At 67.6% G+C, this 12,423-nt stretch carries 13 protein-coding genes and 2 riboswitches; of the genes, 10 read left to right on the forward strand and 3 right to left on the reverse strand.

Annotated elements, in window-relative coordinates:
- Positions 1 to 8 precede the first annotated feature (8 nt).
- Positions 9 to 107, forward strand: a riboswitch (glycine riboswitch).
- A gap of 34 nt (positions 108 to 141) precedes the next feature.
- Positions 142 to 247, forward strand: a riboswitch (glycine riboswitch).
- A 91-nt stretch (positions 248 to 338) separates the two neighbouring features.
- Positions 339 to 1,640 carry a D-amino acid dehydrogenase gene (locus EJI00_RS11740; RefSeq protein WP_126747651.1) on the forward strand — a complete coding sequence of 434 codons (1,302 nt, stop codon included), beginning with the start codon at positions 339 to 341 and terminating at the stop codon, positions 1,638 to 1,640.
- Between the two features lie 16 nt (positions 1,641 to 1,656).
- Here the strand turns inward: EJI00_RS11740 and EJI00_RS11745 are convergent, their stop codons facing one another.
- The 3 genes from EJI00_RS11745 to EJI00_RS11755 all read right to left on the reverse strand — a co-directional run bounded on the left by EJI00_RS11745 (position 1,657) and on the right by EJI00_RS11755 (position 5,246).
- The gene (locus EJI00_RS11745) at positions 1,657 to 2,937 is read right to left on the reverse strand and encodes an FIST C-terminal domain-containing protein (RefSeq protein WP_126747652.1); all 1,281 of its coding nucleotides are present in this window, start codon (positions 2,935 to 2,937) and stop codon (positions 1,657 to 1,659) included.
- 49 nt (positions 2,938 to 2,986) lie between these two features.
- Entirely contained in the window at positions 2,987 to 3,733 is a 747-nt protein-coding gene (locus tag EJI00_RS11750; protein ID WP_126747654.1) for a PhaM family polyhydroxyalkanoate granule multifunctional regulatory protein, read from the reverse strand.
- Between the two features lie 97 nt (positions 3,734 to 3,830).
- The gene (locus tag EJI00_RS11755; protein WP_126747656.1) at positions 3,831 to 5,246 is read right to left on the reverse strand and encodes a PLP-dependent aminotransferase family protein; all 1,416 of its coding nucleotides are present in this window, start codon (positions 5,244 to 5,246) and stop codon (positions 3,831 to 3,833) included.
- Positions 5,247 to 5,349: 103 nt separating this feature from the next.
- Between EJI00_RS11755 and EJI00_RS11760 the strand changes: the two genes are divergently transcribed.
- From EJI00_RS11760 to EJI00_RS11800, 9 genes are read left to right on the forward strand one after another with little or no spacing between them, the layout of a single operon-like run.
- Entirely contained in the window at positions 5,350 to 5,949 is a 600-nt protein-coding gene (locus EJI00_RS11760; RefSeq protein ID WP_126747657.1) for a LysE family translocator, read from the forward strand.
- Complete coding sequence (locus tag EJI00_RS11765; protein WP_126747659.1) at positions 5,946 to 6,902, forward strand: DMT family transporter; 957 nt, start codon at positions 5,946 to 5,948, stop codon at positions 6,900 to 6,902. The genes EJI00_RS11760 and EJI00_RS11765 overlap by 4 nt, the downstream gene beginning before the upstream one ends.
- A gap of 37 nt (positions 6,903 to 6,939) precedes the next feature.
- Complete coding sequence (locus EJI00_RS11770; RefSeq protein WP_126747660.1) at positions 6,940 to 8,142, forward strand: PLP-dependent aminotransferase family protein; 1,203 nt, start codon at positions 6,940 to 6,942, stop codon at positions 8,140 to 8,142.
- A gap of 33 nt (positions 8,143 to 8,175) precedes the next feature.
- A complete protein-coding gene (locus EJI00_RS11775; protein ID WP_126747661.1) occupies positions 8,176 to 8,802 on the forward strand; it encodes a DJ-1/PfpI family protein in 627 nt (208 codons plus the stop codon).
- Between the two features lie 25 nt (positions 8,803 to 8,827).
- Positions 8,828 to 9,502: a LysE family translocator gene (locus EJI00_RS11780; RefSeq protein WP_126747663.1), complete on the forward strand. Its 675-nt coding sequence runs from the start codon at positions 8,828 to 8,830 to the stop codon at positions 9,500 to 9,502.
- A gap of 5 nt (positions 9,503 to 9,507) precedes the next feature.
- Positions 9,508 to 10,149, forward strand: a complete 642-nt coding sequence (locus tag EJI00_RS11785) for a glutathione S-transferase family protein (RefSeq protein WP_126747665.1) — start codon at positions 9,508 to 9,510, stop codon at positions 10,147 to 10,149.
- 4 nt (positions 10,150 to 10,153) lie between these two features.
- A complete protein-coding gene (locus EJI00_RS11790; protein ID WP_126747667.1) occupies positions 10,154 to 11,077 on the forward strand; it encodes a PhzF family phenazine biosynthesis protein in 924 nt (307 codons plus the stop codon).
- 12 nt (positions 11,078 to 11,089) lie between these two features.
- Positions 11,090 to 11,782 (forward strand): VOC family protein, encoded by a 693-nt coding sequence (locus EJI00_RS11795; RefSeq protein WP_126747669.1) that lies wholly within the window; start codon positions 11,090 to 11,092, stop codon positions 11,780 to 11,782.
- A gap of 5 nt (positions 11,783 to 11,787) precedes the next feature.
- Positions 11,788 to 12,420, forward strand: a complete 633-nt coding sequence (locus EJI00_RS11800; protein WP_126747671.1) for a LysE family translocator — start codon at positions 11,788 to 11,790, stop codon at positions 12,418 to 12,420.
- The last annotated feature ends 3 nt before the right edge of the window (positions 12,421 to 12,423 follow it).

The following is a 12,423-nucleotide window of genomic DNA, read 5'->3' on the forward strand; positions in this document are numbered from 1 at the left end:
CCTACAATCGGCTCACTGCAGGAGAGCGAGTAGTTCTTTTTACTACTCCACCGAAGGCGCAAACTCCCATAAACGCTCAGGTCGGCCGAACGAACCGTTGAAGTTCTTTCAAAGAGTTTCGTGGCATGTACTGCACCAACTGACACGCCGTCTGGAGAGCCATCACTTCGCGTGATGCACCGAAGGAGCAAACCCGCTGCGGGCGCAGCGGGTGAATCTCTCAGGTATCGAGGACAGGGGGAGCGGCAACTTGGACGGCGGTCGTCCGGTTGCTTGCTATTTATTCAATAGCAGATCTCGCCCGCGGTTCAAGCGCTTCAACCTCAAAGGCACTTGAAATGCGCGTGATCGTTCTTGGCGCCGGCTTGCTCGGCGTGACCTCGGCTTACTATCTCCAGCAACTCGGCCATGACGTGACCGTCATCGACCGGCAAGCCACCCCGGCCGCCGAAACCAGCTTTGCCAACGGCGGGCAGATCTCCGTCAGCCACGCCGAGCCCTGGGCCAATCCGAGTGCACCGCTCAAGGTGCTGCAATGGCTGGGCAAGGAAGACGCCCCCCTGCTCTTTCGCATTCGCGCCGACATGCGCCAATGGTTCTGGGGCCTCCAATTCCTGCGCGAATGCACCCCCGCTCGTACGAAGCACAACATCGAGCAGATCGTGCGGCTGGGCACCTACAGCCGCAACGTGCTGCAGCAACTGCGCCGCGACACCGGCATTGCCTACGATCAGCGCACGCAAGGCATCCTGCATTTCTACACGACGCAGAAAGAGTTCGACAGCGCCCTTGCGCCCGCCGAGCAGATGCGCGCGCTCGGATGCGAACGGCAGGTCATCTCAGCGGACGAAGCCATGAAGATCGAGCCCGCCCTCGCGCACATTCGTCCGCAACTGGCCGGTGCCACCTACACGGCAGAAGACGAGTCCGGCGACGCCAACCTCTTCGCCCGTGAAATGGCGCGCCTAGCGGCAGCGGCGGGCGTGAAGTTCCTCATGAGCCACACGGTGACCGCGCTGCGCGAAGCGGGCGGCAGCATCGACCACGTGGAAGCCACCGACAACGAAGGCCGCTTCCAACGCATCCGCGGTGATGCCTTCGTGCTTGCGATGGGCTCGTTGAGCCCGTTGTATGCCGCGCCACTGGGCATTCGCCTGCCGATCTATCCGGCCAAAGGCTATTCGGTCACGCTGCCGGTCAAAGACGCGACGAAGGCGCACCAGGTGTCGCTGACCGACGACGAGTTCAAGCTCGTGTTTTCGCGGTACACGTCGGCCTCTGGCGACCGCCTGCGTATTGCCGGCACGGCCGAGCTCAATGGCTACGACCGCGACTTGAACCGCGTGCGCTGCGAGGCGATCGTGCGGCGCGTCGAGCAGCTCTTTCCGGGCGCCGGCGACACCACCCAGGCGCAGTTCTGGACCGGCCTGCGCCCCGCGACGCCGAGCAATGTGCCGTTGATTGGCAAGACGAAGCTGCCGAACCTGTACCTGAACACCGGGCACGGCACACTGGGTTGGACGCATGCGTGCGGCTCGGGCAAGTCGGTGGCGCGGATCGTGAGCGGGCTTGCACCCGAAGTCGATTTCGCGTTTGCCGGCATGCCTGCACCAGCAGCGCGCGTGCTCCAGCCGGCCTGACTGGCCGTGGCAGCGGTCAGTCGTTTCCGGTAAACACCGTCAACACCCCCGTATACCCATACAGGTGATGCCGGGCAATCTCCCCCGCCGCAAAGAAGCCCACCAGCGGCACGTCGCCCAGCGCGTGCCGCACGATCTGCAGTTCGGCGCCCGGTGCGCCGAAATGCGGCCCGCCGCGCCCCGAGCAACTCACGTACACGGCGCCGGCAATGCGGCGCGCCGGGTGCGGGGCTGCTTCGGCCTCTCCGGCCGCCACGGCGCGCGCGGTGGCCAGGGTCTGTTCTTCGGGCTCCAGTTCTTCGCGGATTTCAGCGCAGATGCGCATCAGGTCGGCGCGCGCGGCCTGTGCATTGCGCCGGCAGAAGGTCAGGCGCATGCCGGCCTCGGCCACGTCGGCAATGGCGATGCCGCGGCGCGTGGGGTCCAGGCCGATGATGTGGCGCACCAGCACGTCGGCGCCGAGGTCGCCGGTGCGGCGGATGCCATCGCTGCCGGCATCGGCCAGGCCCACCAGGGTGGCGCGCACGGCATCGATGGCTTCCTGCGGGCGCTCGAGCGACACCTGCAGGTCGGCCAGCAGCACGTCGAGCGCGGGTTCGCCATCGAGCTTGAGCAGCAGATTGCCGTCGGCTTCGGTGATCTCGCGCTCGCGGCCCGCGCCCGAGCGCAGGGGCTGGCAACCTTGCGTGACACGCGACACCAGCCGCACGCCTTCGCCGAACACCACGCCCGACAAGCCGCCCGAGAACACGCCGCCTGCGGCGCCGTGCCCGCGAATGTTGCCGTTGCCGCCCACCGCGAACTGCAACGCGCCCGCGCGGCCCGACGAGAGCCCGCCGAACAGATAGCCGGTGTCGGTGCGGCCGGCCATTTCGCCGATCAACTCGGTCAGGTCGGGGGTGGCGGGGTCGGCATGCACCAGCGCCGTGTGGGCCTCGAAGCCGCTCATTTCCGAATTGCCCAAGGGCGCCACGCCGGAGAACACACGGTATTGGTCGCTCGGCAGCGCGCAGAGCATCAGGCTCAGGCCGGGCTCGTCGAAGTATTCGGCGTTGTTGGCCGACACGCCGATGCCGACCGTGCCCGACCAGTCGGTGACCTCGGGAAGCTCCGCGCTCAGGTGGTCGAGGATGTCTTGCGCATCCGACGCGTAGTGGTCGGTGATGTAGAGCAACCCGAGCGTCGGCGATGACGCGTAGTCAGGCAGCGCCATCTGGGCGCGCAACTGGGCCAGCACGAGGCCGGCCGCCATGCGCCATTGCGGGTGGGTGGCGTGACCGGAAGGAAACAGCTTCATGATGCGTGCCAACCCGTTCTCTTCAAAGAATATATGTGTGTGTCTGGTGTCAGCGCCGGCCGGTCGTTCGTTTGCGCGCGGCGGTTGGCGCCTTCTTCTTGGCGGCCGGCGCTGCCGCTGCCTTCCTGGCAGCAGGCTTCGAAGCCGCAGCCGGCTTACCCATGGCCTTTTCCACGGCGTCGGCCAGCGGCTGGGCCATGGCAGGCACCTTGAGCTGGGCCGCATCCTGCAGCGCCGAACTGGCGATCTGCTGAAACTGTTCGGTCAGCGAGCCCCACCATTGCATCGGATCGACCACGCCGCCGTCGCCACCCGGCCCGTAAACGGGCGAGGGCGAGGCCGGCTTGCTGCGCGATTTTTTTGCGGGCGCCGGGGTTTCCTCGGACTCGGCCTCTGGCTCAACCGACGCAGCCTCCACCGGTGAGGGCGCAGGCGCGGAAGCAGGCGCCATGGCGGCCGCCTGCTTGGTGAATGCGCTGGCGATATCTTCCATGCGCACGTTCATGCCGCGCAAGGTCGAAAGTGTCATCTTTTGCACCTCGAGCGCCTGGATGGTCGCCTTGAGCGCATGGCCGTTCTGCTCCAGCCAATATTGCACTGTCTTGAGCTCCTGGATGCGCTTGTCGACTTCTTCCACGCTGAGCGTGGGCGCCACCCAGCTCGCAAAGCTCGGCAAGCCGGGCACCGCAGCCGTGGCGCCTCCCGATCCGGCGGCGGCACCGCCTGCGAGGTTCTTCAGAAAGTCGAATCCGGGGACAAATTGACTGAAGTCAAAAGGCTGGCTGGCGTTGCTCATGCAGGGGTCTCCGGGTTGGGTTTTCTTGTGATGCCAGCTTACTCCAACGCCCAGGCAATTTGGGCCTGCGGCCCTCGCGTTTACCTGCCCGGAACTGTCAAAGCTCCGCGCGAACCTTGCTGAACACTTTCCAGAACGCGGCGTCCTGCGAGGTCGCGAAGTTGATGCGCATCATCGTGCTCGGCGGCCTCCGCGCATGGAACAGCGAACCCGGCGCAAGCAGGTAGCCCTGATCGAGCATGCGCTGCGTGAGCGCGTCGGTGTCCACGCCGGTATCGACCCAGCCGAACAGGCCCGCGGGCTCCGAGGCGAAGGTGCAGCCATGCGCCATGGCCAGCTTGACCGCGCGGCTGCGCGCACCGTCGAGCCGGATGCGTATGCGATCGGCATGCCGGCGCAGTTGCCCTTGGTCGATGCACCACGACAGCGCCCGCTCGAACAGCGTGGGCGTGGTCAGCGTGGCCAGCAGCTTGGTTTCGAGCAGCCGCTCCTTCAGCTCCGGCGAAGCGGCGAGAAAACCGATGCGCCAATTGGGCGCGAGGATCTTTGCGAACCCGCTGACGTAGATGGTGCGCTGCAGCCCGTCGAGCGCGCTGAGCCGCGTGGCGTGCTCGGGCGCGAGATGGCTGTAGGTGTCGTCTTCAACGATGTGAAAGTCGTGCTCGTTGGCCAGCTTCAGCACGCGGTGCGCGCTGCCCGGCGTCAGGCTGTAGCCTGTGGGGTTGTGCAGCACGCTCACACTCACGAAGAGCTTGGGGCTGTGCAGCGCGCAGTACTGCGCCATCACTTCCAGGTCGGGTCCGTCGGCGCGGCGCGGCACCGGCAGGATGCGCATGCCCAGCGCCTCAAGCCGCGCGAATTCGAGCGCCCACCCAGGCTCCTCCACCATGACCGGATCGCCCGCGCGCAGCAGCGTGCGGCTCACGATGTCCAGCGCATGCGTGGCGCCCACGGTCGTCACGATCTGGTCGGGCGCGGCCGGTACGTTGATGCCCACGAGCTTGTTCGACAGGCTGCGGCGCAGCGCCGCGTCGCCGGAGGGTTCGCCGTACTGGAGCGACAGCTCCTGCAGCGCGGCTGTATTGGTCATGCGGCGCACCGCGGTCGGCATGAAGGTCGACGACATCCAGTCCGGCGGAAACACGCCCATGCCCGGCTGCGGCTTGTCGCTCGGCCTGTGGAACATGCTGCGGATGAGCGAACTCGCGTCGGCCGGTACACGCGACGCCATCATCTGCGCCACCATGGGCGCCGCATTGGCCGGGCGGCCCTCCGGCGCGGGCGCCGCATCGCGCACGTAGAAGCCGCGCTGCCGGCGGGCCTCGACCAGGCCCTGCGCCAGCAGCTGGTCGTAGGCGGCCACCACCGTGTAGGGGCTCACGCCCTGCTGGCGCGCGCATTCGCGCACCGAGGGCAGGCGCGCGCCGGGCGGCAGCAGCCGGGTGCGAATGCGCTCCGCCAGCCGGTCGGCCAATTGCCCTGTGAGCGACTGGGTGGAGGTTCGTGTCAGCATCGGCGTTGCGCTTCTGTGTCGAATGGCAGGCCAATACAGTTTTCGAATATGTTCGATCAACTGTATTGGAACTGTAATGGTCCCAAAGTTTAGAGTGTATGCAATGAACTGGCAAGAATTCACCGCGCTGCTGGTGCTGGCCACGGCGATGAGCTTCTCGCCCGGTCCCAACACCACGCTCTCCACCGCCCTGGCCGCCAACGGCGGCTTGCCACGCGCCATGCGTTTCGTGGTCGCGGTTCCCGTGGGCTGGACGCTGCTGCTCGTGCTGTGCGCGGCCGGCATCGGCGCGCTGGTGGTGGCCGTGCCATCGCTGCGCCTGGCCATCAAGGCGCTCGGCGTGGGCTACCTGCTGTGGCTCGCCTACAAGCTGAGCGGCAGCGCCACGCTCGGCCGTGCGGACAGCGCCAGCCTCCACATCGGTTTTGTCCAAGGCGTGATGCTGCAGTTCGTCAACATCAAGGCGTGGCTGCTCGCGCTCACGTTGGTGGCCGGCTGGATTGCGGGACAGCCCAATGCGCTCGGCCGCTTCGCCATCGTCGCTCCGGTGATGCTGGTCTACGCCTTCACCAGCAACTTCACCTATGCACTGGTCGGCGCGCTGCTGCGCGAATGGCTGTCCAAAGGCAAGCGCCTGCTGTGGTTCAACCGCGCGATGGGGCTGGTGCTGGTGCTCACGGCCTGGTGGATGCTGAGCGTATGACCGGCCGACTCACGATCAAGGACGAAACCATGGGCATGTGGCTGAGCGTGATCGGCGTGGCGCTTTTCGCCGTCACCCTGCCGATGACGCGTCTGGCCACCGGCACGCAAGACGCGCCGCAGCTTTCGCCGTGGTTCGTCACACTGGGCCGCGCCGCGTTGGCCGGCATCCTCTCGACCATTTTCCTGCTGGCCACGCGTTCGCCCCGGCCCGCGCCGCACCAGTGGAAGCCGCTCGGCATGGCGGTGCTCGGCAATGTGATTGGCTATCCGTTGCTGCTGGGCTATGCCCTGCGCGTGGTCACGGCCAGCCATGCGGCCGTGGTCACCGCGCTGCTGCCGCTGGTGACCGCCGCGGTCGCAGCCCTGGTGCTGCACCAGCGCGCGCGGCTCGGCTTCTGGCTGTGCGCCATTGCAGGCAGCGTGCTGGTGGTGCTGTTCTCGCTGCTGCGCGCAAGCCAGAACGGCCACGGCTTCGGTTTCGAATGGGCCGACCTGCTGCTGGTCGGCGCGGTCATCGCGGCTTCGTTCGGCTACATCTACGGCGCGCAGGTCACGCCATCGCTCGGCGCGGAGCGCGTGATCTGCTGGGTGTGCGTGATGGCGCTGCCGGTCACCCTGCCGGCCACATTTGCCTTGTGGCCGCAGGAACCCATCGCCACCACGGCCTGGGCGGGCTTCGTCTACGTCGGCGTGTTCTCGATGTGGATCGGCTTCTTCGCCTGGTACCGGGGCCTTGCAATGGGTGGTGCGCTGCGCGTGAGCCAGACCCAGCTGCTGCAGCCGTTTTTGTCCATACTTGCCTCCATTCCGTTGCTGGGCGAGCCGCTCGATGTGGTCACTCTGGGCTTTGCCGGCGCAGTGGTCTGCACCGTGGTGCTCGGCAAGCGCCTCTCCCAGCCGCAGCCCGCTCCTGCCGTTTCGCCGCACCCTGCGCGCGCCGAACAATCCTGACATTCGCCCCTCACCCCACCCGCCTGAAAGAAGAACCATGAACTGGAAACTCGCCGCCCGCGCCGCCAAGATGAACCCGTCGGTGCTGCGCGAAATCCTCAAGGTCACCGAGCGCCCCGGCATCATCAGCCTGGCCGGAGGCCTGCCCTCGCCCAAGACCTTTCCGATCCAGGCCTTTGCCGACGCCTGCGCCGAGCTGCTGCACAAGGACGGCCAGGCGGCCCTGCAATACGCCGCGAGCGAAGGCTATGCGCCGCTGCGCCAGGCCGTGGCCGACATGCTGCCGTGGAACGTCGATCCCGCGCAGGTGCTCATCACCACCGGTTCGCAGCAGGGCCTGGACCTTGTCGCCAAGGTGCTGCTCGACCCGGGCAGCAAGGTGCTGGTCGAAACGCCCACCTACCTTGGCGCGCTGCAGGCCTTCGGTCCGATGGAGCCTGAACCTGTGAGCGTGGCAAGCGATGACGACGGCGTGATCGTCGAAGACCTGGTGGCCAAGGCGAAGGATGCCCGCTTCATCTACCTGCTGCCCAATTTCCAGAATCCCACCGGCCGCACCATGACCGAAGAGCGCCGCGCCGCCGTCTCCGCCGCGGCCGCTGCTGCGGGCCTGCCGATCGTCGAGGACAACCCCTACGGTGAACTGTGGTTCGACGAAGCGCCGCCGCTGCCGCTGACCGCGCGCAACCCTGAAGGCTGCATCTATCTCGGTTCGTTCTCGAAGGTGCTGGCTCCCGGCCTGCGCCTGGGCTTCCTGGTCGCACCCAAGGCCATCTATCCCAAGCTGCTGCAGGCCAAGCAGGCGGTCGACCTGCACACGCCCATCTTCACGCAGCGCATGGTTTCGGCGGTGATGAAAGACAACTTCCTCGACAGCCACGTGCCCACCATCCGCGCGCTCTACAAGCGCCAGCGCGACGCGATGATCGCCGCCCTCAAGCGCGAGATGGCTGGCCTGGACGTGAAGTTCAACGCGCCCAAGGGCGGCATGTTCCTGTGGGCGCGCATGCCCGAGGGCATCGACACGGTGGCACTGCTGCCCAAGGCGGTGGAGCGCAACGTGGCCTTCGTTCCGGGCGCGCCGTTCTACGCGGGGCAAGGCGATCCGCGCACGCTGCGCCTGTCGTTCGTCACGGCCAGCGTCGAAGAGATCGATGTCGCCATCGCCGCGCTGGCCTTGACGCTGCGCGAAGAGCTGGCGCTGCTGGCCGAACGCAAGCTCGCGCCCGAACCCGCCTGAGCCGCGATAGACGCCATACAGAAAGGTACCACCATGCACATCGCCATACTGACCTTCGACGGCTTCAACGAACTCGATTCGCTGGTGGCGCTCGGGGTGCTCAACCGCATCAAGAAGCCGGGCTGGCGCGTGACGCTGTCCGCGCCCAGCGCCACGGTCACCTCGATGAACGGCGTCACCGTGCATGCGAGCTCCACGCTCGAGGCCGCCACCGAGGCCGAGGCGGTGCTCGTCGGCAGCGGCATCCGCACGCGGGAGATCGCGGCCGATCCCGCCATCATGGGCGTGCTGCGCCGGCTCGACGGCAAGCGGCAGCTGATCGGCGCGCAATGCTCGGGCACCCTGCTGCTCGCCAAGCTGGGCCTGCTGGGCGCAGTGCCGGCGTGCACCGACCTCACGACCAAGCCGTGGGTGCAGGAGGCTGGCGTCGAGGTGCTCAACCAGCCCTTCTTCGCGAGCGGCAATGTGGCCACCGCCGGCGGATGCCTGTCGGCGCCCTACCTCGCGGCCTGGCTCATCGCGCGCAGCGAAGGCGTCGAGGCTGCGAAGGGCGCATTGCACTATGTCGCGCCGGTCGGCGAGAAGGACGACTACGTCGCGCGAGCCATGCGCAACATCGAGCCTTACCTCCCTCAGGTTGCGGCAGCCGCGGCCGCCTGAAAGAAGAAGCATTGCAGGTCACGCCATGATCAGCCTCGCCACGCTCGCGCTCTTCCTCCTGGCCGTGCTCGCGCTGTTCCTGTCGCCCGGGCCGAACATGGCCTTCGTGCTTTCGCACGGCGTGGCGCACGGGCCGCGCGGCGGGTTTGCGGCGGCGCTCGGCATTTCGTCGGCCGACCTGGTGCACACGCTCTTTGCCGCCACCGGCGTGACGGCGCTGGTCGCAGCATGGCCGCCTTCCTTCGACCTGCTGCGCTATGCGGGCGCGCTGTACCTGCTGTGGCTGGCAGTGCAGTCCTTGCGCAGCAACAACGGCAGCTTGCCCGGCGGCACACGCGCGCAGCCCTCCGCCTTCGGGCGCATCGTGCGCATGGCCTTTTTCAACAACCTGGTCAATCCGAAGGCGCTGCTGTTCTTCATGGTGTTCCTGCCGCAGTTTGTCGACCCGGCGCGCGGCAGCGTGCCCTTGCAACTGGTGCAGCTCGGCGTCATGCTCTCGGCTGCCGCGCTCGCATTCAACACGCTGCTCGGCGCATGCAGCGGGCAGGTCGGCCGCTGGCTGCAGCGCCGCCCGGGGGCTGAAAGATTCCAGCGCGGACTTCTGGCACTGGTGATGGTCGGCCTGGCAATCCGCCTGCTGCTGCTCGACCGTCCTTCCATGCCTTCTGCCCTGTCCGCCACACCTGCTCAAGGAAGCTGAACACCATGCTCAACATCTGGGGCCGCATCAGTTCGATCAACGTGCGCAAAGTCGTCTGGTGCGCGCAGGAACTCGGGCTCGACTTTCAACGCACCGAAGCCGGCGGCCGTTTCGGCGTGGTGCAAACGCCCGAATACCTGGCGCTCAACCCGAACGCGATGGTGCCTACCATCGACGACGGCGAAGGCAGCGAGCGCGTCACGCTCTGGGAATCGAACGTGATCGTGCGCTACCTGTGCGCCAAGCATTCGCACGGCAAGTTCTACCCGAGCGACCTGCCCGCGCGCTTCGACGCCGAGCGCTGGATGGACTGGCAGCAGACCACGCTCAACCGCGCGAGCCGCGATGCCTTCGTGCAGTGGGTGCGCACGGTGCCGGCCGAACGCGAGCCCACGCTCATCGCGGCGTCGGTTCATGCGAGCGAAGCGCTGTTCGCAATGCTCGATGCGCACCTTGCGCGCCAGCCCTTCATGGCGGGCGACCGCTTCACCATGGCCGACATTCCCATCGGCTGCGAGGCGCACCGCTGGTTCGGCCTGCCGCCGGCCGAATACCAGCGCCCCAGCTGGCCGAACCTCGAACGCTGGTACGGCGAACTCCTCTCCCGTCCGGGCACGCGCGGCGTGCTCGATCTCCCGCTCGAATGACATCATGAAACCCCGCCCGTTCAAACAAGTCGACGTCTTCACCGCAACGCCCTACCTCGGCAATCCGCTTGCCGTGGTGCTCGACGGCTCCGGTCTCGACGACACCGCCATGCAGCGCTTTGCGCAGTGGACCAACCTGTCGGAAACCACCTTCCTGCTGCCGCCTACCGAGCCCACGGCCGACTACCGCGTGCGCATCTTCACGCCGGGCGGCGAGCTGCCGTTCGCGGGCCACCCGACCATCGGCAGCTGCCATGCCTGGCTGCAGGCCGGCGGCAAGCCCAAGGCAGCGGGCCGTGTGGTGCAGCAATGCGCGGCGGGACTGGTGCCGCTGCGCCTGGAAGGCGAGCGCCTGGCTTTCTCGGCCCCGCCGCTCAAGCGCAGTGCGCCCAGCCCCACGCTGCTGGCCAAGGTGGCGGGCGCGCTGGGCCTGAAGGCGCAGCAGATCGTTGCGGCGCAGGTGCTGGACAACGGCCCGGTCTGGTTCGGCCTGCTGCTCAGCGATGCGGACACCGTGCTGCGGCTCGTGCCCGACCATCGCATGCTCAAGGAACTCGGCGTCAAGGCCGGCGTGGCGGGCGTGCCCGCGGCAGAGGGTTCGTCGATGCTCATCGGCCGGTCGAACCGCGAGGCGCGCGCCTTCGGCGGCAAGGCTCAGGCCGCAGAAGGCGACGGCCAGAAGATCGACCTGGAGGTGCGCGCTTTCGCAGCGCCCATCGGCGTCGAAGAAGACCCCGTCACCGGCAGCCTCAACGCCGGCCTTGCCGAATGGCTGATTGCCGACGGCCACATGCCCGCCCGCTATGTGGCCGCGCAGGGCCAGTGCCTCGGCCGCGCGGGGCGCGTGTACATCGAGCGCGACAGCGACGGCATGGTGTGGGTCGGCGGCGACGCCGTGACCTGCATCGACGGCCAGGTCACGCTGTAGGGGCGGGGCACCATGGCCGCACAACTCGACCACCTGGTGATCGCCGCCGCCTCGCTGGCCGAAGGCGTGGCGTGGTGCGAGGCCACCCTGGGCGTGACGCCCGGCCCCGGCGGCGCGCATCCGCTGATGGGCACGCACAACCGGCTGCTGAACATCGCAAGCGAGGCGTTTCCGCAGGCGTACCTGGAAATCATTGCCATCGAACCCGACAAGCGGCCTTCGCGCCCGGGCACGCGCCGCTGGTTCGACCTGGACGACGCCGTGCTGCAGGCAGGCCTTGTGCGGCGCGGACCGCGGCTGGTTCACTTCGTTGCGCGCGTGCCCAATGCAAATGCGGCCCTTCAGGCGCTGGCGCACGACGAGCGCGCGCACATCGATCGCGGCCACCTGCTCGAAGCCTCGCGCGACACACCCGCCGGCCGGCTCGAATGGCAGATCACGGTGCGCGACGACGGCCAGCGGCTCTTCTACGGCGCGCTACCCACGCTGATCCAGTGGGGCCCGGTGCATCCCACCGATGCCATGCCGGCCTCCGGCCTTGCGTTGCAATCGCTGCAGGCCACGCACCCGCGCGCGGCCGACCTGGCCGCTGCGCTGTCTACCATCGGCATGGCCGGCATGGCCGTGCAACCCGGCGCGCCCAACCTCGTGGCCGTGCTCGACACGCCGCGCGGCCCCGTCACGCTCCAATCCGAAGGACTCTGACCGTCATGCTGACCTTGACCGAAATCGCCTGGTTCGCGCTCGCCGCCATCCTGCTCGCGCTCACGCCGGGGCCGAACATGATCTATTGCGTGTCGCGCACGCTCATCCAGGGTCGCCGCGCGGGGCTCATTTCACTGGGCGGCGTGCTGATGGCCTTTCTGGTGCACCTGTTTGCCGCAGCGCTCGGGCTCACCGCACTGCTGCTGGCCGTGCCACTCGCGTTCGACGCCATTCGCCTTGCCGGTGCGGCCTATCTGCTGTGGCTGGCATGGCAGGCGGTCAAGCCTGGCGGCAATGCACCCTTTGAAGCACGCGCACTGCCGGCCGACCGGCCGGGCAAGTTGTTTCGCATGGGCTTTCTCACCAACCTGCTGAACCCCAAGGTCGCGATGTTCTACCTTTCGTTCTTTCCGCAGTTCATCCACCCCGAGCGCGGCTCGGTGCTGCTGCAGAGCATGCAACTGGGCGCTGCGCAAATCGCCAGCAGCGCCGCGGTCAACACCGTCATGATCCTGGGCGCCGCCAGCATCACGGCCGTGCTGTCGCAAAGCGCGGGCTGGCTGCGCGCGCAGCGCTACATCATGGGCAGCGTGCTGGCGGCGCTGGCGGTGCGGGTCGCGCTGACGGAACGCAAGTAAACA

This window comes from Variovorax sp. DXTD-1, from assembly GCF_003984625.1.
Classification (GTDB): domain Bacteria; phylum Pseudomonadota; class Gammaproteobacteria; order Burkholderiales; family Burkholderiaceae_C; genus Variovorax.